This window comes from Aliidiomarina soli, assembly GCF_003986975.1.
Lineage (GTDB): Bacteria > Pseudomonadota > Gammaproteobacteria > Enterobacterales > Alteromonadaceae > Aliidiomarina > Aliidiomarina soli.
Genome location: NZ_PIPO01000004.1, coordinates 154,878 through 180,925 on the forward strand (window position 1 = coordinate 154,878; position 26,048 = coordinate 180,925).

Annotated in this window: 25 protein-coding genes; 15 read left to right on the top strand and 10 right to left on the bottom strand. The window is 52.2% G+C overall.

Going from position 1 to position 26,048, the window contains the following annotated elements; translation table 11 throughout:
• Positions 1–4: 4 nt before the first annotated feature.
• Together CWE14_RS09830 and CWE14_RS09835 are read right to left on the bottom strand one after the other, a co-directional pair.
• Complete coding sequence (locus CWE14_RS09830) at positions 5–952, bottom strand: glycoside hydrolase family 43 protein (RefSeq protein WP_126799223.1); 948 nt, start codon at positions 950–952, stop codon at positions 5–7.
• A gap of 13 nt (positions 953–965) precedes the next feature.
• Positions 966–2,357, bottom strand: a complete 1,392-nt coding sequence (locus CWE14_RS09835) for an MFS transporter (protein WP_126799224.1) — start codon at positions 2,355–2,357, stop codon at positions 966–968.
• Positions 2,358–2,528: 171 nt separating this feature from the next.
• Between CWE14_RS09835 and CWE14_RS09840 the strand changes: the two genes are divergently transcribed.
• The 8 genes from CWE14_RS09840 (at position 2,529) to CWE14_RS09875 (ending at position 11,888) form a co-directional block, all read left to right on the top strand.
• Positions 2,529–3,566: an arabinan endo-1,5-alpha-L-arabinosidase gene (locus CWE14_RS09840; protein ID WP_126799225.1), complete on the top strand. Its 1,038-nt coding sequence runs from the start codon at positions 2,529–2,531 to the stop codon at positions 3,564–3,566.
• Positions 3,567–3,887: 321 nt separating this feature from the next.
• Positions 3,888–5,591, top strand: coding sequence for a family 43 glycosylhydrolase (locus CWE14_RS09845; RefSeq protein WP_241972373.1), 1,704 nt, complete (start codon positions 3,888–3,890; stop codon positions 5,589–5,591).
• Positions 5,592–5,696: 105 nt separating this feature from the next.
• Positions 5,697–8,363, top strand: a complete 2,667-nt coding sequence (locus CWE14_RS09850) for a TonB-dependent receptor (protein WP_126799227.1) — start codon at positions 5,697–5,699, stop codon at positions 8,361–8,363.
• Between the two features lie 30 nt (positions 8,364–8,393).
• Entirely contained in the window at positions 8,394–9,776 is a 1,383-nt protein-coding gene (locus tag CWE14_RS09855; protein WP_126799228.1) for a family 43 glycosylhydrolase, read from the top strand.
• A 70-nt stretch (positions 9,777–9,846) separates the two neighbouring features.
• Positions 9,847–10,143, top strand: a complete 297-nt coding sequence (locus CWE14_RS09860) for a hypothetical protein (RefSeq protein ID WP_126799229.1) — start codon at positions 9,847–9,849, stop codon at positions 10,141–10,143.
• A gap of 43 nt (positions 10,144–10,186) precedes the next feature.
• Positions 10,187–10,402 carry a DUF1653 domain-containing protein gene (locus CWE14_RS09865; protein WP_126799230.1) on the top strand — a complete coding sequence of 72 codons (216 nt, stop codon included), beginning with the start codon at positions 10,187–10,189 and terminating at the stop codon, positions 10,400–10,402.
• 102 nt (positions 10,403–10,504) lie between these two features.
• The gene (locus tag CWE14_RS09870) at positions 10,505–10,699 is read left to right on the top strand and encodes a zinc ribbon domain-containing protein (RefSeq protein ID WP_126799231.1); all 195 of its coding nucleotides are present in this window, start codon (positions 10,505–10,507) and stop codon (positions 10,697–10,699) included.
• Positions 10,700–10,703: 4 nt separating this feature from the next.
• Positions 10,704–11,888, top strand: coding sequence for an MFS transporter (locus CWE14_RS09875; protein ID WP_241972374.1), 1,185 nt, complete (start codon positions 10,704–10,706; stop codon positions 11,886–11,888).
• Positions 11,889–11,965: 77 nt separating this feature from the next.
• Here CWE14_RS09875 and CWE14_RS09880 read toward each other — a convergent pair whose 3' ends face one another.
• Positions 11,966–12,556: an outer membrane beta-barrel protein gene (locus tag CWE14_RS09880; protein WP_126799232.1), complete on the bottom strand. Its 591-nt coding sequence runs from the start codon at positions 12,554–12,556 to the stop codon at positions 11,966–11,968.
• 451 nt (positions 12,557–13,007) lie between these two features.
• Between CWE14_RS09880 and CWE14_RS09885 the strand changes: the two genes are divergently transcribed.
• The gene (locus CWE14_RS09885) at positions 13,008–13,217 is read left to right on the top strand and encodes a cold-shock protein (protein ID WP_126789509.1); all 210 of its coding nucleotides are present in this window, start codon (positions 13,008–13,010) and stop codon (positions 13,215–13,217) included.
• 265 nt (positions 13,218–13,482) lie between these two features.
• On the top strand, positions 13,483–15,126 hold the full coding sequence (locus tag CWE14_RS09890) for an ATP-binding cassette domain-containing protein (protein WP_126799233.1): 1,644 nt from the start codon (positions 13,483–13,485) through the stop codon (positions 15,124–15,126).
• A gap of 4 nt (positions 15,127–15,130) precedes the next feature.
• On the opposite strand, the gene CWE14_RS09895 is transcribed toward CWE14_RS09890, so the two are convergent.
• The gene (locus CWE14_RS09895) at positions 15,131–15,778 is read right to left on the bottom strand and encodes a LiaF domain-containing protein (protein ID WP_126799234.1); all 648 of its coding nucleotides are present in this window, start codon (positions 15,776–15,778) and stop codon (positions 15,131–15,133) included.
• A gap of 169 nt (positions 15,779–15,947) precedes the next feature.
• Positions 15,948–16,373 carry a MarR family winged helix-turn-helix transcriptional regulator gene (locus CWE14_RS09900; RefSeq protein ID WP_126799235.1) on the bottom strand — a complete coding sequence of 142 codons (426 nt, stop codon included), beginning with the start codon at positions 16,371–16,373 and terminating at the stop codon, positions 15,948–15,950.
• A gap of 182 nt (positions 16,374–16,555) precedes the next feature.
• Between CWE14_RS09900 and CWE14_RS09905 the strand changes: the two genes are divergently transcribed.
• Positions 16,556–16,984 (top strand): organic hydroperoxide resistance protein, encoded by a 429-nt coding sequence (locus CWE14_RS09905; RefSeq protein WP_126789513.1) that lies wholly within the window; start codon positions 16,556–16,558, stop codon positions 16,982–16,984.
• On the opposite strand, the gene CWE14_RS09910 is transcribed toward CWE14_RS09905, so the two are convergent.
• Positions 16,981–17,895, bottom strand: a complete 915-nt coding sequence (locus CWE14_RS09910) for a LysR family transcriptional regulator (RefSeq protein WP_126799236.1) — start codon at positions 17,893–17,895, stop codon at positions 16,981–16,983. The genes CWE14_RS09905 and CWE14_RS09910 overlap by 4 nt on opposite strands.
• A 157-nt stretch (positions 17,896–18,052) precedes the next feature.
• On the opposite strand from CWE14_RS09910, the gene CWE14_RS09915 reads away from it, so the two are divergent.
• Together CWE14_RS09915 and CWE14_RS09920 are read left to right on the top strand one after the other, a co-directional pair.
• The gene (locus CWE14_RS09915) at positions 18,053–18,499 is read left to right on the top strand and encodes a DoxX family protein (protein WP_126799237.1); all 447 of its coding nucleotides are present in this window, start codon (positions 18,053–18,055) and stop codon (positions 18,497–18,499) included.
• Positions 18,500–18,554: 55 nt separating this feature from the next.
• On the top strand, positions 18,555–19,409 hold the full coding sequence (locus CWE14_RS09920; protein WP_126799238.1) for a DODA-type extradiol aromatic ring-opening family dioxygenase: 855 nt from the start codon (positions 18,555–18,557) through the stop codon (positions 19,407–19,409).
• On the opposite strand, the gene CWE14_RS09925 is transcribed toward CWE14_RS09920, so the two are convergent.
• Positions 19,406–20,830 (bottom strand): M24 family metallopeptidase, encoded by a 1,425-nt coding sequence (locus CWE14_RS09925; protein ID WP_126799239.1) that lies wholly within the window; start codon positions 20,828–20,830, stop codon positions 19,406–19,408. The two genes, CWE14_RS09920 and CWE14_RS09925, sit on opposite strands and share 4 nt — an antisense overlap.
• Positions 20,831–20,863: 33 nt before the next feature.
• On the bottom strand, positions 20,864–21,034 hold the full coding sequence (locus CWE14_RS09930) for a DUF6435 family protein (RefSeq protein ID WP_126789518.1): 171 nt from the start codon (positions 21,032–21,034) through the stop codon (positions 20,864–20,866).
• 133 nt (positions 21,035–21,167) lie between these two features.
• Between CWE14_RS09930 and CWE14_RS09935 the strand changes: the two genes are divergently transcribed.
• Positions 21,168–21,587 (top strand): c-type cytochrome, encoded by a 420-nt coding sequence (locus CWE14_RS09935; protein ID WP_126799240.1) that lies wholly within the window; start codon positions 21,168–21,170, stop codon positions 21,585–21,587.
• 20 nt (positions 21,588–21,607) lie between these two features.
• On the opposite strand, the gene CWE14_RS09940 is transcribed toward CWE14_RS09935, so the two are convergent.
• Complete coding sequence (locus tag CWE14_RS09940) at positions 21,608–22,429, bottom strand: thioesterase family protein (RefSeq protein WP_241972375.1); 822 nt, start codon at positions 22,427–22,429, stop codon at positions 21,608–21,610.
• Positions 22,430–22,507: 78 nt separating this feature from the next.
• A complete protein-coding gene (locus CWE14_RS09945; protein ID WP_126799241.1) occupies positions 22,508–23,515 on the bottom strand; it encodes a zinc-dependent alcohol dehydrogenase family protein in 1,008 nt (335 codons plus the stop codon).
• A gap of 269 nt (positions 23,516–23,784) precedes the next feature.
• Between CWE14_RS09945 and katG the strand changes: the two genes are divergently transcribed.
• Entirely contained in the window at positions 23,785–25,977 is a 2,193-nt protein-coding gene (gene katG, locus CWE14_RS09950; protein WP_241972383.1) for a catalase/peroxidase HPI, read from the top strand.
• Positions 25,978–26,048: the final 71 nt, after the last annotated feature.

The window sequence follows — 26,048 nt, forward strand, 5'->3', positions numbered from 1 at the left end:
CCGGCTAATCGTCTCTGGACGCTTTGCCAAATACAGGCATGCCATCGTTATCCCACCGCAGTTTTTTGACGAAGGTATGGCGGTTCGGGTCCCATAGCGGGTCCCCTTCGATTTCTGTATAGGTGCGTGCGTGGTAAACAAGCAGCACAGTTTCATTGTCGTCCGCGACGGTAAAACTATTGTGTCCAGGGCCGAATACTTTGTCTTCCGGGGCGCTGACCAGCACCGGGTCCTTTGATTTTTGCCAACTGGCCGGGTCCATTAAGTCTGCGTCTTCGTCAGCCCATAGCAAGCCCATGGCATAATTCTCGTCGGTGGCGCTCGCCGAATAGGTGACAAACACTTTGCCGTTACGGTGCAGCACCGCCGGGCCTTCGTTGACCAGGAAACCGATGCATTCCCAGTGGTATTCCGGCACAGTCAGGCGTACTGGCGCAGAAGACAGGGTCCAGGGATTTTCCATGGTGGCAATGTACAGATTTGAGTTGCCGGCAATGCCGTTCTCTTTTTGTGCCCACATGTAATACAGCTGACCGCCATGGGTAAAGGTTGTGGCGTCCAGACAGAAGGTATCCATGCCGGTTTCAATCTGGCCCATAAACTCCCATTCGCCAGTCAGTGGGTTGTCGTCCTGACAGCGAATCGCATACATACGGTGTTGAAAGAGGTCCTCTTTGATCTCGCGACTCGGTGCAGCTGCGAAATAGACGTACCAGGCTCCCTGATTAAAGTGAATCTCAGGCGCCCAGATTAATTCAGAATAGGGCCCGGAATCTGGCTTATGCCAGACAGCCACGGTCTCAGCCGATGGCAGCTCATCAATAGTGCGCGCACGTCTCAGTTCAATTCTGTCATACGCAGGCACCGAGGCGGTGAAGTAATAGTAACCGTCGGTATGCTTATAAATAAACGGGTCGGCTCGCTGCTCTATTAAAGGTTTTAAAATTGACATAAGGCCTCTGTGATTACGGTGTTTGTTTAGCTGGTTGCTCAGACTTTAAGGTTGGAATAATAACCTCCTCGCCGGGCAAACCGTCTGCTTTCATCGTTTTAAAATAGGAGTCGGTAATTTTATACTTGAACATTAAAAAGCCCATTAATGCATGGAACACGCCTGGTATCACACTCAACATCAGTGCGATGCCCAGTAGGGCGAATTCAGACTGCGGTTGGTCGGGCACATAGCCGAAGAAGGTGAGTAACGTCCCGACAATAAAACCAGCCAGCCCCATGCCAGCTTTCTGGGCAAAGGAAATGCCCCCAAACGCAAGGCCCGACACGCGTTCGCCCGTGCGGTGATGGCCATAGTCCACTGATTCAGAAATGGCTGACCAGAAGACAGGTGCATGCAGGTCGACGACAAAAGACACCAGGAAGTACAGCACGAATGCCAGCACGACATCATTTGGCCCAACCAGCAGGAACAGCAGCACACTGAGTAGGCCAACCGCTATTTGGCTGTAACGGAACAACTTGATCTTGCAGTAACGCTTGGTGATCCAGGTGGAGGCAATCATTGCCAGCAACGCGCCGATAACCCCGGTGGCGAGGAACATCGACAGCATCGTTGACCCGCCGCCAAGGTAGTATTTGGCGTAGTAGGCCGCTACCGACCCCCGCACGACGTAACCAATCGTGCCCAATACACAAACACCCACCAGAACCTGCCACTGGTCGTTCTTGGTTAAAATCTTTAGCTGCGCAATGAAAGGTTTCGGGTTGATTTCATGACGTACGCGCTCTGTTGTGGTAAAAAAACAAAATAAAAACAATAAAGTAGCCATTAATGCCATCAGGCCCATGGCAAATTGATACCCCAAGGCCTCCTGCCCTTCACCCCAGCGCGCGGCTAGCATCGGCACGATAATGGTGACCAGAAAAGCGGCGATTTTGGCGAAAAATAGCCGGTAACCATTCGCAGACAAGCGATCTTTCGGGTCGTTAGTAAGCACTCCAATCAGCGAAATGTAGGGAATGGTGACCGCAGTGGTCATCACGGTCATGAAAATATAGGTGGAATATGCCCAAACCAGCTTGGTGCCATAGTCTACGTCAGGTGTTGAAAAAGTCAGGAAGACAGAAATACCGAAAGGGACGGCAAAGAATAGAAAGTAAGGGCGGTAGCGACCCCACCGCGTGCTTACTTTATCGGTAATGACACCCATTAATGGGTCCGTAAATGCATCGACGAAGCGGACTAAAAGGAGTAGAAGGCCAACGTCCTGAGGTTTCAGACCAAAAATATCAGTATAGAAGAAGGTAATGATCAACATCATCGAGGAGATGACTACATTGACTGCCATGTCTCCGGACCCGAAACCGACCTTTTCTAATATCGTTAGCTTTTGTGTCTTCACACATCCCCCGTCGGGCACTTCGTTAAAAAACTGTGCTATTTATTTTTTGAAAGGTCATATTGTATTACTTATAGTGGGGTGTCAAGATGACTCACAGCAGAAAATTCAGTTTACGTTAACGTAAAGATATCCTTTTAACCAAGGGGTTTATACATACAAGGGGTTCAATCTATGTCCAATAATTACACGCCTAAATGGCTCCCTGCATTAGTCGTATCAGCAGCCGTGACGCTGAGTTCTGCGGCTTGTGCACAACAACAAGTGAGCATTCACGATCCGGTCATGGCAAAAGAGGGAGACACCTATTATCTGTTCTCCACGGGCCCTGGTATTACCTTTTATAGTTCTGAAGATTTACAGAATTGGCAGCATGAAGGTCGGGTGTTTGCAACTCAGCCTGACTGGGCAAAGAGCGTCGCCCCCAGTTTTGACGGGCACCTTTGGGCACCGGATGTCATCCATCACAACGATCAGTACTATTTATACTACTCAGTGTCTGAATTTGGCCGCAATACATCTGGTATTGGCGTGACGGTCACTCCCACACTCGACCAAAGCTCACCTGACTACAATTGGGTTGATCAGGGCATCGTCATCGAGTCAGTACCAAACCGCGACATGTGGAACGCGATTGACCCGAATATCATTATTGATGAAGACGGTGTGCCTTGGATGAATTTCGGCTCGTTTTGGGGTGGTATGAAGCTGGTTAAGCTTAACGACAGTTTAACTGAACTGGCGCAGCCTGAAGAGTGGTACACCATCGCCAAGGTCGACAGACCGGCGTTTACTCCCGATACCGAAGCAGGGCCAGGCGAAATTGAGGCGCCCTTCATTTTCCGCCATGACGATTACTATTACTTATTTGTCTCTTACGGCAAGTGCTGCCGTGGCGCAGACAGTACCTACCATGTTGCGGTAGGGCGCTCACAAGACGTGCGTGGACCCTATCTTGATAAAGATGGTGTCGACATGAACGAGGGTGGCGGTTCAGTCATACTCGAGGGCAATGAGGACTGGTACGGAGCTGGGCACAACAGTGTTTATAATTTCAACGGTGTCGATTATCTCGTTTTTCATGCTTATGAGGCCGCGGATGATGGCTTACAAAAGCTGAAAATAGCCCAAATTAACTGGTCGGATGGGTGGCCTGAAATCGACCAATCGGTGCTTGAAGAGTACCAAAGCCGACTTATCAGCAACGACTAGAACTGCTCTACATCCCATATAAGGGAGTGCTTTGCGAGGAATTCCAGACCTTCGAAGCACTCCCTTTATTTTCGTTTGCATTGCGCAGTTAACGTTAACGTAAACACGTATTTTTTTTAAACTATGGTTGCATAGCTCAAAACCTAGCCATACACTCAACCGTATTATAGTAATACAAATAAGTTACGTTGACGTTCACGTCAACTCCGCTAAATAAGCAATTACCAGGACAATAATAACGAGGCAGGGGATAGTATGGCTTTGGGTAGGTTCGCACTTTCGACGTTAAACACATTGATAATCGCTGGTTGTCTGATACCAATGTTCAGTGTTTATGCTGCAAGCGATACGCAGAGCACGTTCGCCAACCCCATTTATGAGAATGGCGCTGATCCCTGGTTGGAATACTTTGATGGTAATTATTACCTGACCACCACCACCTGGACCTCACAGTTGGTGATGCGTAAGTCGCCCACGCTTGCTGGGCTGGCTGATGCCGAACCCGTTTACTTATGGTCTGAAACCGATCCGGCCCGCTGCTGTAACTTCTGGGCCTATGAATTCCACCGTCTGCAAGGACCTGAAGGATATCGCTGGTACATGATGTTCACGTCAGGTAGGCAGGAGGATCTGGGTGGCCAGCATTTAACCGTATTGGAAAGCGCCGGTGACGATCCAATGGGTCCGTACACAATGAAAGGCTCGCCAATGCCAGACAGCTGGAACATTGATGGCAATTACCTCGAACACAATGGCACCCTTTACTTATTGTGGTCTGAGTGGATCAATCCCAATTCCGACGACGAAGCGCAATTGAACTGGATTGCCGAGATGGAGAACCCCTGGACCGTGGTTGGCGAAGCCAAAGTTCTGACTCGTCCAGAATACGACTGGGAACGTTCAGGCCGGGCAGTCACTGAGGCAGCACAGACATTACAAAAAGACGGTAGAACCTTTGTCGTTTACTCTGCCAGCTACTGCGACACCCCTGACTATAAACTCGGCCTGCTTGAGTTAGTTGGCGACGACCCACTCAACCCTGACCATTGGGAGAAGAATCCAGAGCCGGTTTTTGAACGTGGCAATGGGGTCTACGGCCCGGGCCATAACGGCTTTTTCTCCTCACCGGACGGTACTGAAGACTGGCTTATCTACCACGGTAATAACAGTGAAAGCGACGGTTGCGGACCAAGCCGCGCACTTCGCGCACAGCCTCACACCTGGAACGATGACGGCACACCGAACTTCGGCGAGCCTATTGCTGACGGGGTCGAAATGGATGCGCCTTCAGGTGAAGACGGGCCGTTCACGGTAACGCCGCAGGGTGCGTCGTTGGTGATTCGCGACGCTGAAACAGAGCAGTGCTTAGCGTCGGCGAACTCAACCAGCGAGTGCAGTGGACAGCATGCATGGGTGGTCGATCCGGTTGGCCAGGGGTTATTTCGTCTGGCCAATGCTGACGGAGAGTTCCTAACCAGTGGTGAATGCGGTGACAGCAATCAACCATGGGTCAATCAGAATTGTCAGATGTGGCAAATCAGCACTGACGACAATGGTTACCTGACATTTAAAAACCAACAGTCTGACACTGAACTGCAGGGCGACTGGCAAATCAGCACCAGTGAACCAGTGGTCATGCTGAGCCGGCAAAGCGGCAAGGTTGCGAACTTAGTTGACGACGCATTAGTCCAGCACAACTGGGTCAATCAAGGCCAGCAGCACTGGCATATTCAGAACGCCGACCAGGGGTTCGTCAATCTGGTCAATCAGGACAGCGAACAATGTTTAGCAATTGCAGACAATTCACTGGCTGCCGGCGCGGCGGTTACCACCGGTGATTGTGCAAGTGACGCTGGCCAATGGCGCATCCAGTTTCATACCAGTGGCGCAGTGGAGGTTATTTCTCGTCACTCAGGTCTCACTCTGGATGTAGCGAGCTGTGGCTTAGCAGAGGGGACGCCAATTAATCAGGCCCCTGCTAACGGCACCTTGTGCCAGCATTTCTACCTCAGGCAAGTGCAATAAAGTACTGACTTAAAGCAGCAGGTTGCCTTCGGGCTTTATTTCGATAACGGGTACCACTAATCAACAACACAAAAAATTAGTGGCAAGTTAAAAAGGGAAAATCTCATGTTTAAGAAGAATCTATTAGCGACGTCGATTATGCTGGCCCTAGCACCCGGTTTGGTCCTGGCTCAGGAGCAGGTTGAGGAAGAAGAACAAGCGCAGACCCAGGCAGAAATGGACGAAGTTATTGTTGTTCGTGGTACGCGCAGCAGTATGTCCGAAGCGTTGTCGCGCAAGCGCGAAAGTATTCAGTTAGTCGACTCAATTGTTGCTGAAGACATCGGTAAGCTGCCAAATAACAACGTGGTTGAGGCTCTGCAACATGTGGCCGGGGTCCAGGTTGGGACCCGTACCGCGGGTGAGTCAGCCGATATTCTAATTCGTGGTTTAGGTCAGGTGGTAACCACTATCAACGGGCGCAACGCGTTTACCGCCGCTGGGCGCAGCTTTGCTCTTGCAGATATCCCTGCCACCATGGTAGCGGGTCTGGATGTGTATAAAACCGTGTCTGCAGAGATGGCTGAAGGGGGCATTGGCGGGGTAATTGACGTCCGCACCCGTCGGCCTTTCGACTTTGAAGGCAGTCACGTAACGCTGACAGGTAAGGCAACGTACAGTGATCAGGCAGACCAAACCGACCCCAATTTGAGCCTGCTGGTAAGTAACCGCTGGAACACCTCAATTGGTGAATTCGGTGCGCTAGCCAACTTGTCTTACGTTGAAACCAACTACCGGGACGAGACAATCTGGACAGGTGCAGTATTTCCTTACGACGACAACGGCGTTCGTTTACCAAGCACGCCGGGTGAGGTATTGGCGACAGACGATCCAAGCTATAGCCTGTCCCGTGATGCTTTGGGTGCGGTAGACGACTGGGGTCAACGGCAACGTCCTGCGGCGAGCTTCTCTTTCGAATGGGCACCGAATAACACATCGTCTTACTACTTGGACGTCTTCTACACCGGCTATCGCCAGGAAAGCACCTCATCATTTTTATTCATCGGTGCGGACTCTCCGCAACTTGATGACTATGAATACGTCGGCGACACCAATGTGGTTTCTCGGGTGCGCAATGCGAACCCGTATGTGATGACCAGCTCGCAGGGCTTTGATAACAGCACCGACAGTTACCAGTACGCGCTGGGCGGGGAATGGAACCTAACCGACCGACTGGACATGCGCGCAGAAGCTGCGTATCAGCAGTCGAAGTACAAATCAGATCTACTAATACTAGATATCGTGCGTCCGGCGGATGAGCTGATTGCCACATTTAATAATGGCTCGGGGACGCCGAGCGTCGAATTAGTGGGTGCGGATATGACGGCGACAGACAATGTCGTCGCTGGTCCTTTCTTTGACGGCCGCGAAGAGTCTGAGGGTGACTCCACGACCCTGCGTGCAGATTTCGATTTCCACCAGCCGGTCGGGTTCATAACAAGCTGGCACTTTGGTAGCCGTTACGATTTACGTAACGCAACATCTAACAATGTGCAGATATATAACGCATTGCCGGACGTTATGGGGCAGCCGATACCGGGTGAACTGGACGGTCTGGTCGGTTTAACCCCAGGTGACTTTTTCAGTGGTTCGGCGACCTACCCTCGTCGGTGGTCAACACCGTCCAGTGATTTCATGTTGAATAATCAGGAACTGATGCGTGAGTATTTTACCGATTATTCAGGAGCACCGGCTTACGAGCCGACTGAGTTCTTTGATATTGAAGAAGAGTCTTTAGCGTTATATGGGCAAGCTCAGTTCCGGGCAGACATCGGCTACAACGTTCTGGACGGTGTCGTCGGTCTTCGCGTGGTGCGTACAGAGTCATCGCTAAAGGGCTATGAACTGATTGAAGACCCTGATGCAGGCTCTGTGGCAACGCTGCGCGATTACGATACCAACTCGACCGAGGTCTTGCCGAACCTGACGCTGCGCTATAACATCGACAGCGATATTCAACTGCGCTTTAACGCCAGTAAAACCATCACCCGCCCGGGTTTTGGTGACATGAATCCGGCGTTAACCCTGCGTCCACCGATTGCTGGTCAGGTTCAGATCGGTACTGGGGAAGGTGGGAATGCTGACCTCAAACCAGTGGAAGCGCTCAACTTTGATTTAGGTGCAGAATACTACTTCGGTGAAAGCTCAGCGATATACGCTACCTTGTTCTATCGCGATATCGATAACTGGATCCAGCCTACAACCATCAATGAAACATTCGACGAAGTTGTATATAACGTGACCCGCCCAACCAATGCTGGTAGCGGAGAGATGAACGGTGTCGAGCTGGGTGTGCAGTACTTCCCAGACGCCGTTCCAGACTGGCTGCAAGGTATCGGTGTGCAGGCAAGCTACACCTATATTGATTCTCACACCGAAAACGAAGACGGTGAAGAAGAGCCTATGCTGGGTGTCTCAGAAAACTCAATCAGCGCCGTCCTGGTGTACGAACGTGGGCCATTCTCAGCGCGCCTGTCGCATATCTACCGCGACGCGCACCTGGTCGACTTTAACTACACTGGCAACATGCCTGCAGGGGTACTGGCGCAAGCACTGCAATTTACTGATTTTTCAACCAGTTATGCAGTAAGCGACACCTTTACGCTGACCTTTGATGCAACCAATATCTTCGGCGAGAAGTATCAGGACTATTTCGAAGACCCCAACCTGTTTAACCGCGACACTCGCAGTTATTCAAAAACATACTCAGTGGGTTTCCGTTACAGTTTTTAAGCACTTAGCTTAGCAGGATAGGGAGTTTTTATGCGTTATATATGGAGCGGGATGGTCGGTGGTGTGCTGCTGAGTCTTTCAATGGCAGGTGTTGTGCTCGCGGGCAACCCTGTGATTAAAGACCGTTTCACTGCTGACCCCGCCACATTGGTCCATGACGGGCGGGTGTACCTATATGTTGGGCATGACGAAGCCGCCGAAGACGGCGACTTCTTCGTGCTACGTGAATGGTCCATTTATTCGTCTGACAACCTTAAGGATTGGACGTTAGAGGGGGCAGTGCCGCGTACCACATTCGACTGGGGAAAGAATGACACAGCCTGGGCCGCGCAAGCGATTGAGCGTGACGGTGATTTCTATTGGTATGTGACCGTGCTCAATGACGACCCTGACCCAGCCAAACAGGGCTTCGCCATAGGGGTCGCGAAGGCCGACAACCCGGTAGACGGCTGGCAGGACGCTATTGGCGAACCACTGGTTTCACCGGACATGACCCAGTCGCCGGAATTTATGGGCGACGAGCCGTGGGATAATATCGACCCGACCGTATTTATTGATAACGACGGCCAGGCATATTTGTACTGGGGTAACACTCACCTTTATTACGCCCGCCTGAAAGACAACATGGTTGAACTTGATGGCGATATTCATCAGGTCGAGATTCAAAACATGCCGGGTACTTTTACCGAGGCACCTTGGCTGCATGAGTACCAGGGGCAGTATTACCTGTCGTTCGCGATGAATTATCCTGAAGAGCTTGCCTACGCAGTAAGTGACTCGCCAGCCGGGCCTTGGGAATACCAGGGCCTTATTATGGACGTGCTGGACGATAGTGGTACCAGTCACCAGGCGGTACTGGAGTATGAAGACAAGTCTTACTTAGTTTACCACACTGCGGCGTTACCAACCGGTGGTAACTACCGCCGGTCAGTGTCCATTGAGCACCTGCATTATAATGATGACGGCAGTATCCAGAAAATCACCCCAACCGCCGTTGGTATCCATTATGAAGCCCGAAAGATTGAAGTGAAAAATGGGATCGGCATGATGTCGTATCAGAGTGATGATGCTGCATTTATAGCAACTGAAGCGGACGATACTTACCAGCAATGGCACCTTAATTCGCTGCAGGACAGCGAGCATACCCTGTCGTTTCAGCCGAACACCATGCCAGGGTTCTACCTTGCGAAGGTGGCTGGTGAACTGACCATACATAAGCACGACGGTAGTGATGAGTTCACCGCAAATGCCACATTTGAGCGCATTGATGGGTTGGCGGACAATCAGTGGAACTCTTACCGTTTGGTGGGTGATCCTGACAGTTACCTGATGCTAAAGGACGGGGAATTAGTCCTTGGGCACCCAATTTCTGCAGCAGAAAAAGCTGCGGCGACGTTTAGGGTCGTTGATTGATGGGCTGGGGAATGTGCTTGCCCAATATGCTACATTAGCAGTCTGAGCCCTGCAGCCAGCGACTACACCCATGCGAAAGACTGACAAAAAAACTGATCGCGAGATCATCCAGCAACTCACCCAAGTGTGCGAAGCCGCCAAGGACACGCACACTGGGTTTATCTGGCTCACCCATGAGGTAAACTACCAGCGTTTTCCACAAAGTTTGCAGGTGGTGCTGGTGTTTAATGACGACGTATCAGAAGCAGTCTTACTAAGCGAATTTCGCGACTTAATTCCTAAGGTGCAGGCGGCCCTTGAGCCGGTGATTGGTCAGGCACTGTCGGCTACACAGATTGAGGCTCGCCGCGAACACTTGTTGCATTAACCTAATCCCCTCGTTCGGTTACGAAACAGGTCGAAGAAACCCCATGAAAACCATCAAAGCAGGCACCTACAGGCATTACAAAGGCCCATTATATGAGGTCATCGACACCGTGCGCCATTCCGAAACCAACGAATGGTTGGTGCTCTATCGCCCACAATATGGTGAGCGCAAACTATGGGTAAGGCCGTACGATATGTTCGTGGAAACCGTTGAGGTGGATGGGCAGAGCGTTGCGCGTTTTGCATGGGTTTCTGAATAGCAGGAATGGTTGGCAAGTATATGGGTTTTATATCATGCTTGGTGCCTGGTTGCAGGCAACAACTGCTATCGTAACTAACCATCCCATCTCACGGAGTCGTCTATGTCGCTAACCCACGAAGCTGAGTTCAGTTGCCCTTATTGCATGGCGCCGAATTCAATTGAGATTGATCCGGTCAACGATGTGCAGCAACAGCAAATTGTGGACTGCCAAATCTGCTGTCAGCCAATTGAGCTGATGGTGGTAGAAGCGGCGGACGGTGAGTTTGAAGTCCTTGCCCGCACTGATGACGAGTAGCTTTTTGTCGAAGCGACTGGATCCCGTTTTAATTATTGCCTTAGCGCAGCTATTTGGTACCTCGCTGTGGTTTAGCGCGAACAGCGCGGGTAATGATTTAATGCAGAGCCTGCAGCTTACGCCGACGGGGATTGGTTGGCTGACCAGTGCGGTGCAGGCGGGCTTTGTGCTTGGTACTTTGGTGGTGGCGCTGTCGGGCATTGCGGATCGATGGCGGGCGAGCACGATATTTGTTGCCAGCGCGATTGCTGGGGCTCTGTTCAATGTGCTGTTTGCCTGGTTTGCTGATGGCCTTAGCAGCGCGCTCATTTTGCGGTTTCTGGTTGGCTTGTCGCTGGCGGGTATTTATCCGATTGGCATGAAACTGGTGGTGAGTTGGGCGCCTGAGCGCACCGGCGCTGCGCTGGCACAGTTGCTGGCGATGCTGGTACTGGGTACGGCGCTCCCCCATGGTTTGCGTGAAGTCGGTGCCGACCTGCCCTGGCAATGGATTATTACTGCTTCTTCTGTGCTGGCATTGTTTGCGGCGTTGCTCATTCATCTGTTGGGTGACGGGCCTTATGCGAATGGGCGATTTTCGGCGCCAACCAAAACTCAGGGAAAGCCGCTGGGGGTGTTGGACGCGTTCAGAATTCGTGGCTTTCGTGCCGCCGCGGTGGGCTATTTTGGCCATATGTGGGAACTCTATGCATTCTGGACCTTGGTGCCTTTGTTGCTGGCCCGCTCGCGACTGGTCGACAGCTACCCGATGCTGAGTATCTCGCTGATGTCGTTTGCGATCATTGCCATGGGCGCGATTGGTTGTTTGCTTGGCGGGTCGCTGTCTAAACGTGTTGGGAGCGCCCGGGTGGCGTTATCAGCGCTGGCCTGTTCGGGCATTTGCGCGCTTATTTTTGCATTGGGCTGGCGAGACTTGCCCACCTTGGTGCTGGCTATTTTGCTGCTGATCTGGGGGGCGTCGGTCAGTGCGGATTCACCTCAGTTCTCGTCCATGTCGGCACAAGCCTGCCCGCCGCAACTGGTTGGGACGGCACTGGCGATTCAGAACTCGATCGGCTTTGCCATCACCATGGTCTCCATAGCGGCAGCGATGGCGCTGTTTGAGCGCGTGGGTATTGATGCTGTCTGGTTACTAGTGCCAGGGCCCGTGCTGGGTCTGGCTGGCTATATGTATATTATGCGGCGTTGAACGCAGGAAGGTAGGGTGAAGAGTCGGTGGAGATGGAAAAGTAGCGGACTGCTGCCCGCTACGTCAATGTGGCGAGCTTAGAACGAGTATTTAATCGACGCTAAGGTGCCAGAAATGGAGTTTTCGAACTCAGTGTTAAGGAACGTTGGCTCGATATCTAAGTAAACCACTTCAATAGCGATGGTCAGATTTTCGTTGAACGCGTACTCACCGCCCAGCCCCCAGTAAATACTGTTTCCAGTGTCGCTGAAAGACAAAGATTCGCCACTACTGCTTTCAGTAATCGCAAATTCGGAATCCCAGAATGCAACGCCTACACGACCGAATAGCTGAACTGAGTCGCTGATAGGGTAGAAACCTGTGGCCCCTACTTTAAAAGCGCTGGTGTTAAAGGTTTCATTGAGCCCGGCTTCAGAATGCTCGTACTCGCCGAAATCAGCGTAGCTGACGTCAGCCGCAATGCGTGGCGTGAAGTTATATGATGCGCGCAGGTTAATTCCAGTACCGGACTCCTCGTTGGCGAAGCCTGGCGCTGATAAGTCCTGAGTGAAAACACCAACGCCTGCCTGAACTGAAAAGCCTTCTAAATTTTCATTGGCACTGGCTGTAGCGAATGCAGAGGCGGCTAAGATACTGGCTAACGAAGTGAATTGAACTAGTTTTTTCATGGTGGTCCCTTTATATAATTAAGTATGTCCTTGAAACTTACTCTTCTCCGAGAGTGGCTGGATTATATAAAATCAGTACAGTTAAGTTAAGTAAATTCGCATAGTTAGCAGGTGCTTACGTGTTTTTACCACTAGTTATAACGATACTGTATCGGCGAATGGAGGGCTGTATACGCCGCGGTCGTGACGAAACATGAGCGAAACATGAGTTCTGTTGAAATGAATGGTTGACTTAACTTCAGATGGGCGTAGTCTAGGCGTCGTTGGATAAGTAAATATTATTTTGATCTTCAATTCGTTGCACAATTATTCGTAATTATCTCCGTCCTGTTGTTTTAATCTTTGTTATTTCCTTTCCGAATTCCGCTCAGGCGTTAGTTTAAATATAAAATTAAATTTTAATTTAAAGCGCAGTGAGCTCACTTATTATATAAATTTCAGGATATTAATTATGTCTAATACTGTAACTGGTACTGTTAAATGGTTTAACGAAGCTAAAGGTTTTGGTTTTCTAGAGCAGCAAGGCGGCGCAGATGTGTTTGCACATTTCAGCGCAATCGCTAGCAGCGGCTTCAAAACTTTGACTGAAGGTCAAGCGGTTGAATTTACTGTTACTCAGGGTCCTAAGGGTCCTCAGGCAGAAAACATCGTAGCTGTGTAATTATTCGAAGTAGTCGCCGTTCGCGGTAAACTACTTCAATAGATTACGTTGCTAAAAGCGCACCTTCGGGTGCGTTTTTTTATGCCTGTCACTTTATTTTGCCCCCTGAATTCAACTATAGTTTTACCTCTTCCTCATTCTGGAGCCTGCCGCCATGAACAACTAAGCCTGTACACATGCTTTATGTAACCAGGGTTAGTGGGTTAGCCTCACTCAGGCTTTACCCCGCCCCGCGTTCACCATCTTTACGGTAACCGGAGGCGTCATGACAATCAGTGCGCAATCAATTTCTTTGCAATGGAGCGACGGCAGCGTTGCTTTCAGCGATATCAATTTTACCTTGTCGCCGGGCTTTCATGCTCTGGTTGGCCGCAACGGCTGTGGCAAATCAAGCTTGTTGCGGGTCCTGGCGGGCGATGCGGCACCACCAACCTTGTTGCCAACGACGGGCGCGGTACACCGTACTGGCAGCGTGGGTTTTGTCAGTCAGAATGATCAGCCGACAGACGCGAGTATTGCGGACTACCTGAACGCGACGCCGTTGTTAGCAGCGCTACAGCGTATTGCGCAGGGTCGCGTTAACGACGCTGACTTTGAGTTGGTCGGCGACCACTGGACCTACAGCGATGATCTGCGGCAACAGCTGGAGGCACTCAAGTTATGGGACCCGGCCAGTGGCTTTGACAAAAAAGTGAATCAGCTTAGTGGTGGTGAGCGTACCCGGCTGCGCTTATTTCAGGCTTTTAATCCTGCATTGAATGGGAATCCAGTTAATCTGCTTCTGGATGAGCCGGGTAATCACCTGGATACGCAGGGGCGTACCTGGCTACTGCAGCAATGCAAAAAATTTGTGGCTCAGCCGGGTCATTGTTTACTGCTGGTGAGTCACGACCGTAGTTTGCTGGACCATGTGGAAAGCGTGAGCGAGCTGACTAGCCTCGGCTTGCAGCGGTTTGAAGGCAACTACAGTGCCTATAGCGAGCTGGCTGGTTTGCAGGCTGCAGCAGTTGAGCGTCAGTTGCAGGATGCGGTGAAAGACAAGAAGCGGGTGCAGCAAAAACTGCAGCGGACCCGCGAGAAAGCCGAGAAACGCCAGGCCAAAGGCAAAGCGGACCGCAGCAAAGGCGGCCAGGCCAAAATAATGCTGGATTTTGCGAAAGAGAATTCACAACAAAGCGCGCGGGCACGCTCAACGCAAATGGAGCGGCAACAGAGCCAGGCGGCCGAGCGCTTAACAGATGCCCGGCAACGTCTTGCGCTGATGCAGGATGTTCAGTTTCAGCTGCCAGGCGAGCGTTCAGGTGCACATGAGCCGCGTAAAAGGCGGCTCCTTAGTTGTGAGCAGTTGGTGTTGCCCTATGGGTCGCAGCGGCCAGTTACATTCACGCTGGCGCCCGGTGATAAAGTTCGACTGCTGGGGCTTAATGGCAGTGGCAAGTCGACCTTACTGAATGTGTTGACGCAACGGCTGAACCCTTTGTCTGGTTCGCTGGCATTGAATACCGGCGTCCATTTGCTCGATCAGAATTTTTCGCTGGTTGATCCTGCGCGGACGGTGCTGGATAACCTATTGAACTACTCGCCGCAGCCGGGCAAGGTTACGACCCTGACTACCACGGCCGCCCGCACAGCCTTAGCACAGGCGGGCTTAATGGCGGACGCGGTTGACCGACCCGCGGGTTACCTAAGCGGTGGCGAAACGATGAAGCTGGCGATGCTGATGGTGACGTTGCAGGCTGAGCCCGGGTTATTGCTTTTCGATGAACCGGATAACCACCTCGACATTCAGGCGCGGCGGCAACTGGCTCAGGCTATTCGTGGCTACCCCGGGGCGTTGCTCGTGGTCAGTCACGACGACCATTTTGTTGAGGACGCAGGTGTCAGCGAGCACCTGGAGCTGGCGCTCTAGCCTATTAGCTACCGTTCAGTGCCGACTTAATGCTGTTGGCGAAGGCGACCAGTTTTTCTTTCATGGTTTTCTTCACTTTCACTTCTATAGAGCCCAGCACTGACCAGCCTTCGATAGAGATGGTCGGTGCCTGACGGCCACCCATTGAGGGCGCACTGTTTTCGCTTGAGCTGATGATGCTGGTGATCCGGCTTGAGACATTGACATGCTCCGGCACAAAAATTTCCACCGAGCTGAGAATGTTCGATACCTGAATAACCACATGCTGATGTTCAAACACGGCATCGGTGAGATCCAGCGTTAGTGAGCCTATGCCGCAGATTAAGTGCAGTTCTTTAGGCACTGTCCACTGGCCGTCGCGTTCATTGCTGCTCAGTATGGACACAATGCGTTCTTCGGTTCGTTCGCCGGCAGCACGGTAGTTCGGAGTGAACTGACTGTCTTTATAGCGCTCGTATTCGTTGTCTGCTTCCAGTGGCAGGTCAGTAACCAAATCCACCAGTGGCTGGTGAGCGTCGGCGTTGCTAGCGTCATCCAGGCGTCGTTCAAAGGCCTCGGCAGAAATGATCCCGTGGCTATAATTTACAATGAGCTTGTCGATGGTTTCTTCGCGAACCTGCTCGATCGGTCTGTCTTCTAGTTTGACTGGCATCTCGGTCTCTCATATGCGTGTTGGTTATCCTGAGTATAACCTGCAAGCAAGAATCGAGCCTCAATGTAACTATCTGATAATTAAGGAATTAAACTCATGCAGCTAGCTCAGCGTTAATAAATTGTACTAACAATTGGTGAAAACACCAATTTGCTGGCCAGTTCATTCACTATGCCTGGTTGAGCTTATCGAGCAGCTGCGCGAGGGTCTTAAGTTCGTCCTGGTCCAGTGTCGGGAAGGCGCACAGTACTTGTTCGGGCAGGTTGCTAGCTTGGTCAGCCAGAGCTTCGCCTGGTTCCGTCAGGTGCACCACACGCTGGCGTTTGTCGTCTTCGCCGGGGCGCACGTCAATCAGATTCTTATCGGTCAGCTTTTTGACCATCAGCGATAAAGTGCCGGCATCAATACGGGTGCGCTCGCTTAATTGGCTGAGGGTTATCTGATCCTGTTGCCACAAGGCCATCATCACCACATATTGCGGGTATGTCAGCTGCAAGGGCTCGAGCAGAGTGCTATACACCTTGTTGAGATTGTGGTTCGCCATGTAAATACGATGGCAAAGCTGGTTGTCGAGCAGCAACTGGGGATGGCGCATATGAACTCCTTTTAACGATACCAATGAGAATACTTTGCATAAAAAGTATTTGCAAATTGGAAGATAGCTGCTATATATTTTGTATGCAAAGCATTTTACTGGCGCTTGTGCCTTACGTTAGTGCCTTACTTTAACGTCGTACTCTAGCGCCTTACTTCAAGTGAACAACCGAGGAGAACTCTATGAACAAGTTAAAAGAAACCGTATATACAGCGAAAGTCACCAGCAAAGGTGGCCGCACTGGTGAATCAGCGTCGGATGACGGGCGTTTAAAAGTGTCGTTGTCGACGCCGAAAGAAATGGGCGGTGACGGTGGTCAGGGCACCAACCCTGAGCAGCTGTTCGCGGCGGGTTATTCGGCCTGCTTTATGGGCGCAATGAAGGCCGTTTCGAGCAAGGTTGGGGTTAAAGTACCAGATGACACCTCAATTGACGCTGAAGTGAAATTTGGCCCTATCGAGCAAGGCTTTGGCATTGCTGTTGAAATGAATATTTCATTGCCGGGCGTGGATAAAGCCGATGCGGAAAAACTGGTCGAAACCGCGCATCAGGTATGCCCATACTCAAACGCCACCCGCGGCAATATTGAGGTTAAGCTGAACGTCGCTTAGTCGTTGTCGGGGTTAGCGTCGAGCGCATCCCAGTAGGGAGGGTCACCAAAGTAACCGTCGATGAAGTCGATAAAGTGACGTACTTTGCTGGCCACCAACTGGCGGTGCGCATAGACCGCGTATAAAGCAATAGGGCTGGGCGCCTGCTCAGTCAGTATCACCTTCAACTGACCCAGCTTTATCGCCTCGCTGGCGATAAAGCTGGGTTGTAACACAATCCCGGCCCCAGCGATGGCGGCGGCAGTCAGTACGTCCCCGTTATTACTTACCAATGGATAATGCTCTTCAGCCGGGCTGCCCGCGGGATTCTGAATCTGGCTGTCATCGGAGTAGGTGTAACGCAGGAATCGATGGTCATTCAGCGATTCAATACTATCCGGCTCTCCGTGCTCAGCCAGATACGCTGGCGACGCGCAGTACAGAAGGTGGATGGGTGCAATGCGTTTGGCAATCAGTGACGAGCTTTTTAGCCGGCCAATGCGCAAGGCAATATCAAAACCCTCTTCAATAATATCGACTTTCCGATCATTCAGCTGTAAATCCACGCTGAGCGCAGGGTTGGCTTGCTGAAAATCGGCCACCACAGGGGCCAGATGGCGGATAGCAAAAGAGACTGGCGCACTGATACGCAAGGTGCCCCGAGCCTCGCTCTGCAAGTCACTGAGCTGACATTCCATGTCCTCAATATCGTTGAGCACCTGCTGGGCACGTTGGTAATACTGCAAACCCGCTTCGGTCAGGTGGATGCGCCGCGTGGTGCGGTTCAGCAAACGCACCCCCAGATGGGTTTCCAGTTGGCTAACGTATTTACTTACCAGCTGCGGTGAGATGTTGAGGCGATCGGCGGCCTGAGTAAAGGACCCTTCGCTGACGACGCTGGCGAACGTCTGCATGGCCTGGAGTCGGTTCATAAAACAAATCAACCTCAATTATCAATGTAGTGTTGTTAATAATACAATAAAAAGCATCTTAATCTACCTAATCACCAGGAGTAGAGTATAACTATCGCCAGTCAGGCATATTACTTACCCCATACTTACTTTAAAAACGATTGATTAGGAGAGAACAATGAACACACAACGCTTACACAAACTATTCGCCTCGCACGCCGGAACAGCTGCCTTATTGCTGCGGGTTCCGGTTGGAATAATTCTGGCTGCCCATGGCGCTCAGAAGCTGTTTGGCTGGTTTGGCGGTCATGGGTTAGCTGGTACCGCAGAATGGATGACAAGCATTGGTCTGCAACCGGGCTTACTGATGGCGTTACTTGCCGGTGGCGCGGAATTCTTTGGCGGCCTGGCCTTGATTCTGGGCTTATTGACTCGCCCTGCGGCATTGGTATCTGCCGTGACTATGGTGGTGGCAATTTTCAGTGTCCACATCGACAATGGTCTGTTTATGGCAAATGGCGGCTATGAATTTGCGCTGACCTTGCTGGCAGCAACCGCGGCGTTAACCTTGCAGGGCGGTGGTCGTTTTGCCCTGGATAACGTGATCGCAGGCAAGCTGCAGTAAAGCTCATACAGCACGGCGTGTAGCCGTGCTCCTTTTCTCAACCAAGGTGCATGACATGCAAACGCATACCCGTACTCATACCCAGGGGACGCCCGGTGTTTTGTATATTTCTCATGGTGGTGGCCCGTTGCCGTTACTGGGTGACCCGGCTCATCGCGAATTGGTAGTGCAACTTAAAGCCATAGCGAACGAACTGGTGAAGCCCTCCGCGATTCTGGTTATCAGCGCTCACTGGGAAGCCACCGTGGCGACGGTTACCGGCAGTGCTCAGCCTGAGCTACTCTATGACTATTCCGGGTTCCCTGCTCAGTCCTACCAGATCAAATACCCTGCCCCCGGCTCCCCGGCGCTGGCAGAACAGCTACAGGCGGCATTACAACAAGCTGGTATGGCGTGCGACCTGGATACCCAACGCGGGCTGGATCACGGGGTTTTTGTGCCGCTGAAAATTATGTATCCACAAGCGGACATTCCTGTGGTGCAACTATCACTGCTTAACAGCCTCGACGCGCGCACCCATATTCAACTGGGGCAGGCCCTGCAGCAGCTGGATCTGGAGAATGTGCTAGTGGTGGGCTCAGGTTTCTCGTTCCATAATATGCGCGCTTTTAATGCTCCGCAGTCGGATGATAGCAATCGGCGCAATCAGGCGTTCGAGGACTGGCTCAAGTATACCTGTGTCAGCCCTGAGCTGAGTGAAGTGCAGCGACTTGAACGACTGATTAACTGGGAGTCCGCCCCGGAGGCCCGTTTTTGTCATCCGCGCGAAGAGCATTTGCTGCCGTTGCATGTCTGCTACGGACTTGCCCAGAGGCGGTGTGGGCACTATCAGTCAGCCACCGTACTGGGTAAGCAGGCGGGAATGTTCTATTGGCCCGCCGTGGCAGCGACGGGCCTTAGCCAAGGCTAACGAACCAAATGCCATTCTGTCTGGCGGCCAGCGGCGTAGACTACCCGCTCGCCGTCAAAGTAGGCAGTTTGTTCGAGCATAATCTGAATAGTCTGGTTATCCCATTCTGGTAATGGCTGTCGAATATTGCCTTCAATGGCGTACGCGGTGTTGGGGTGCAGCGGCCAGTCACCATTGACGGCGGTAGGGCCCTGATTATCCCACATCTCAATGGTGGGGCCCGGTGCATGGCCAAACAGGCCGATCGGGTGGGTATAGGTGCTGCTGGTAATGCCCTGACGTTCACTTTCAGCGCGGGTTGCGGCGAGGATGTCGTTGCCACTGCGACCGCTCACAAATTCACTGGTCAGAATATCTTGCCACTGATTACCAGTCCGCAATGCGGTTTTTAATCCGGCTGGTGCGTCGTTTTCGTGGTTACGTAAAACATACGCCATCTCCTGCGTATCGGTGCACATCTTCAGGTAACAGATGCCAACGTCGGTATGCAGTACATCACCGCGCTGAATCACACCGCGACCGTTACTGCAAAAAGGCATGTCGTCGCTGCATTGGTTGTGCTGGCGCTGAAAAGTGACATAAGGCATGAACCAGGCGGGCAGGTTCAGATCGGCAAAGCGCTGACGGATATACCAGGCAACATCGTCGGTGGTGGTAGCCCCCGGCGTTATGACCCTGCTGCTAAAGGCTTCGGCGATAACTCCCCGTGCTAAGCCAACCGCCTGTGCATAGACATCAAGTTCTGCCTGAGTACGGGTTTCCAGCCAGCGCACCGTAAGCTGTTCAGCACTGGTCAGGCGTGGATGGTAAGACTCAGGCAATGCATCCAGTAAGCGCTGGTGAAGGGCCTTGGTCAGGCCATCAGCTTCCGGCCAGTGGGTCGATACGTTAATCCCAATCTGGGCGGGATCTTTCTGCTCAATCAGACTTGCCAGTGCCGCCCATTGCTCGTCCAGATCGCCACCCGACCAGGCAGATTCATAAGGGCCGCCAAGCGGGTAGGTATTCACCGACAAGCGTTCGATGGTACCGTTTTCTGTCCTGTTAAATACCAGCATGGTGGTGCGGCGGGCAGCGAACGTTGGTTGTGGCACTAAGCTGAAGTAGACCGGATCTTCCGCGTATTCGCGGTTAATCACCAGCCACATATCAAGCCCGGCTTGCTCCATTAACGGTGGCAACAATTGCTCCAGGCGTTGGTTCAGGATGGTGTTTTCCGGCTCAATGCGGTCGCGGAACGGGAGCACTGCGAATTCCTCAGCGGATGCAATGACCCTACCCTGAGTGGCGGGCTCTTGCTGAGCCTGGGCAGGGGTAAACAGGGTGCTAATGATCAGTATCACCAGCAGAGCAACAACGATGGCGAGGAACGTTAAAACGCCGTGCTTGTAGACGCGCTGATCTTTTTTATTAGTTTTCATAGCCTGTCCTGTGGTTATAAACGGCCAGCGCTGTCAGCTTTCTTCCAGCCGCTGAATCTCGCGCCACAGTTGGTCCGCCTGCGCAGACAGCTGTGAATGAGCGCGAATATCGCCATTGCGTTGTGCCTGCATGGACTTTTCCTGCAATGCAGACAGCTCTTTACGTAATTTACTGGTCGGGTTTTTCTTAAACCATCCAAACATACAAACCTCTTGGTAGTCTTGGCAACTATTTAATCTCGGTACGTATCTTACGCAGCCGGGTAACGAACAGATCCCTCTAAGCCTGTGATAACCTTATCGGGACGTACAAACATCGGCTAAATGGAAGTCAGCAATGAATCGAGTAGTGATAACGGGCGCCTTGAGCCTGCTGGTGACGGCTTGTGCCCAGGACACAGGGACGAGCGCCGTAACGGATGACGCTGGCGAGGCTCGCGTTGTCGACCAAGCCCTGGTGGCGCAAGGCAAGCGCGAATTTATTCGCTGCGTAGCCTGCCATTCAATGAACGCCAATGGCCGGGCGATTTCGGGGCCTCATCTGGAAGGGATTATCGGCCGTCAGTTTGGTGATGTCGAAGGCTGGCAGTTTCCGCAGCATCTTTCCGAGCATGATTTTGTCTGGACAGAATCACGCATGGATAACTGGCTGCAGGACCCGCAAGCCATGGTGGATACCATGTGTCTGCCATTTACCGGGCTTTCCAGTGAGCAGGCGCGGGCGGCGCTTATTGCTTACATGAAAAACCCGAACTAATTAGGCTCTAGCCGAAAACATTAGCCAAATACAGTAATGGTCTGCCGGCTAATTGCCACCAAATTACCGTCTTCGTCCCAGATATTGGCATGGGTATGGCCATAACCGTCGGCAGCATAGTCGATATAGGCGACATACTGCCACCAGCTGCGAGTAGTGCGGTGGCTGGGCAAAGGCTCGGGGAACTCAATCGTCCAGGTCAGAGAACTGGCCGGCGCCGGATGCTTCAGATGAGGCAAAACGGCCGGTGGCCAGGCATCGACCAGGCCGAGGAATAAACCGATATCGATCGGCTGGTCTTCTTCGGCATAGCGCATCCAGCCGCCGAATTCACGCTCTGGCTGGTTGCTAAAAGGCATCGCGCCAACATTGAGACGGTACTCATAATGCCGGGCGAACTCAGGCACCAAATCTGAACGCGGCATATCCGCCCCCTGTTCACGCGAGGGAACGGGAGAGGCCGGGGTGTCGGTTACCCGTACCACTGAATCGCGTGAACGGCCAAAGGTTAACAGGGCGCTGAGTCCGACCTGACCTTGCTGCTCAATGTCGACGCTGACCTGGGTTACATTTTTACCCTGCCGCAAAATCCGCCGCTTTAATACCACAGGACCCACCGCCAGCGGGCCGACAAACGAGACTGTCATCGCCCGGATAGCTTGCCCTGTTTCGACACCATTGAATCCGTGTTGATAGGCAATGGCTGCACCGAACCCGCCGAAGAAGGCACGGCCCTGTGACCAGCCTGGGGGTAACTCAATGGTCTGTTCGGCCTCGTCTGAAAGCGCATTTAAGGTGGCTGTGAACTGCATTCCTTTAAACTGCATTCCTTTGAATTGCATTGTAAATTCCCGTTAATTACTGAACCATAAAACTGCCTGATTGTAGCCAGCATCAACAGCTCTGACCAGAGTGCCTGGCTAGAACTCCAGCACGATCTTGCCAAAGTGACCGCCTTTTTTCTGCAGAGCGAATGCATCGGCCAGATTCTCCAGCGCAAATGTCTGGTCGATGACCGGCTTGATGGCGGTGCTTTCAAGTGCGCGTATCATCGCCAGTTGCTGTGCGCGGTTGCCGACAATCAAACCATGCAGCTTCTGTTGACGGGCCATTAATGCGACCGTGGGAACCTCACCGGAAATCCCGGTCAGCACACCGATCAGTGAAATATGACCACCGATTCGGGTGGCTTGAATGGATTGTGTCAGGGTTGCCGGACCGCCAACTTCAACCGTGTGATCAACGCCTCGACCAGCGGTCAGCTCACGTACTTTGTCGCCCCAGTCCGGGGTGGTTTTGTAGTTGATCACATGATCAGCACCCAGGCTTTGCACCCGTTTCAATTTTTCATCCGACGACGACGTCGCAATCACCGTCGCGCCCATCGCTTTGGCGAGTTGTAAGGCAAAAATGGAAACCCCACCGGTGCCCAGAACCAGTACTGTGTCGCCTGCTTTTAACTGGCCATTCACCACCAACGCACGCCACGCGGTCAGCCCTGCAGTGGTTAAGGTGGCGGCTTCAGCAAAGCTATAGCCTTGTGGCGCGCGGGTAAACGCAGTTGCAGGGCGCACCACATATTCACAGGCGAAGCCATCAATGCCATCGCCAGGCGTGGTGGAAAAGTCAGCTATCTCCGGCTCGCCATCGAGCCACTCAGGAAAGAAGGTGGAAACCACGTGGTCACCTGGCTGGAAATCACTGACTCCGTCGCCGACCGCTTCAACTACGCCAGCGCCGTCTGACATTGGGATCCGCCCATCCGCTGCTGGCATCTGTCCGAGTGCCACGCCGAGGTCATGAAAATTAAGCGAGCTGGCATGTATACGTACCCGGATTTCGCCGCGACCAGGTTGGCCAGGATCATCCAGCTCGACCACTTTTAAGTTGTCCAGGCCACCCGGTTTCTGCAGTTGAATCGCTTTCATAACACACTCCTAATTTGATACATAATTCTTCAGGTCATTCTTCAAGTCATTCATCGATGCCCTTGAGCTTAAACTAATAGTCGCCGCAGTGTTAGTTAACCAAAATGTAATAAACCGATGAATTCAATCTGTTTTTCCAATCGATTATGCATTTCTTAAATGGATTTATAACTTTATAGTAAGCAGGCTTAACAATCTCTCTCATATGTCAGAGGAACCAAACTATGCTTAAAACAAAAAAAACGGCGCTTGCTGCGGTTGCAGTAGCTATGTCAGCAATGCTGGCATCTGCGCCAGGATTTAGTTCCGGTAAGCCGGCATCAGGCAATTTCTGGTGGCCAGAGCAACTGGACCTGGCTCCTTTACGCCAACACAGTGTCGAGTCGAACCCGCTTGGGCCTGACTTTAACTATGCAGAAGAATTCAAGAAACTTGATCTGCAGGCGGTTAAAGCCGATATCGAAGCACTAATGACAGATTCTCAGGACTGGTGGCCAGCTGACTACGGTCATTACGGTCCTTTCTTTATTCGTATGGCATGGCACAGCGCCGGTACTTATCGTGAATACGATGGTCGTGGTGGCGCCGGTGGTGCTCAGCAGCGTTTTGAACCGCTTAACAGCTGGCCGGATAATGTTAACCTGGACCGCGCTCGTCGCCTGCTTTGGCCAATTAAAGAAAAATATGGTCACTCGCTTTCATGGGCCGACCTGATGGTTCTGACTGGTAACGTGGCCCTTGAATCAATGGGCTTCCCTACATTTGGTTTCGCTGGTGGTCGTGAAGACCAATGGCAGGCAGATATCACCTATTGGGGAATGGAAAAACAATGGCTGGGTCACGAAGAACGTTACAGCGGTAGCGATGAAGGTGAGCGTGAACTGGAGCGTCCTCTGGCGGCGACCGAGATGGGGTTAATCTATGTAAACCCTGAAGGACCGAACGGTAACCCTGATCCTTTGGCGGCGGCGGAAGATATTCGTGAAACCTTCGGCCGTATGGCAATGAATGACGAAGAAACCGTTGCTCTGATCGCAGGTGGTCACACCTTCGGTAAAGCACACGGCGCGCACAAGCCAAGTGATTGTTTAGAGCGTGAACCGGCGGCTGCTGATATTGAAGATCAGGGCTTAGGCTGGGTTAACACTTGTGGCAAAGGGAACGCTGAAGACACTATCACGTCAGGTCTGGAAGGCGCATGGTCGGCCAACCCGATTGCCTGGACCACGCAATACCTGGACAACCTGTTCGGTTTTGAATGGGAAATGACCCGTAGTCCGGCTGGCGCTATCCAGTGGATCCCGGTTGATGGGCAGGGTTCAACACTGGTTCCTGATGCGCACCGCGACGGCGTGCGTCACGCACCAATTATGTTTACTACCGATATTTCACTACGTGAAGATCCGGCGTACCGTGAAATCTCAATGCGTTTCAAAGAGGACCCGGCTGAGTTCGAAGATGCTTTCGCTCGTGCCTGGTTCAAACTGACCCACCGTGACATGGGCCCTCGTGCTCGTTACCTCGGCAGCGAAGTTCCTGAAGAAGCGTTAATCTGGCAGGATCCTATTCCTGAGCTTGAACATGATCTGGTCAATGCACGCGATATTCGTCGCCTGAAGTCTGAAATTCTTGACTCTGGCCTGACTGTGCCTGAAATGGTACGCACTGCATGGGCGTCGGCTTCGACGTTCCGTGGTAGTGATATGCGTGGTGGTGCAAACGGTGCTCGCATCCGTCTTGAACCACAAATTAACTGGGAAGCGAATAACCCGGACGAGTTAGCTCGTGTTCTGGAAACGCTGGAAGGCATTCAGACTGAGTTCAACAACCGTCGCGGCAACCGTGGCATTTCCCTGGCAGATCTGATTGTACTGGCTGGCGCTACTGCGGTAGAAAAAGCAGCGAGCGACGCAGGCTATGACATTGACGTTCCTTTTGAACCAGGTCGTGCGGATGCACTGGCCGAGCAAACCGACGTCGACGCGTTCAACATGCTCAAGCCTGATGCCGATGGTTTCCGTAACTACTACAGCGAAGATGCCCGTGTATCGCCTGCAGAAATGCTGGTTGATAAGTCTAACCTGCTGACCTTAACCATTCCTGAAATGACGGTACTGGTTGGTGGCTTGCGTTCACTGGATGCGAATACAGGTGGTGCGCAGCACGGTGTTTTCACTGACCGTCCTGGCCAGCTTAGCAACGACTTCTTTGTAAACCTGGTCGATATGTCTACTCGTTGGGAAAAATCTGACGACGAAGACGGTATCTTCAACGGGTATGACCGCAGCAGCGGTGAGCTGAAGTGGACTGCGACCCCAGTTGACCTGATTTTCGGCTCCAACGCAGAATTGCGTGCTACCGCTGAAGCCTATGCGGTATCTGGTGTGGAAGAGAAGTTCGTGAACGACTTTGTCAGCGCCTGGACTAAGGTAATGCAGTTGGACCGTTTCGACCTGCGGTAACAGCAAGTAGGCTTTAACTGATACTAGATAGTCAATGCGACGGCGACCTGAGGGTCGCCGTTTTTTTTATG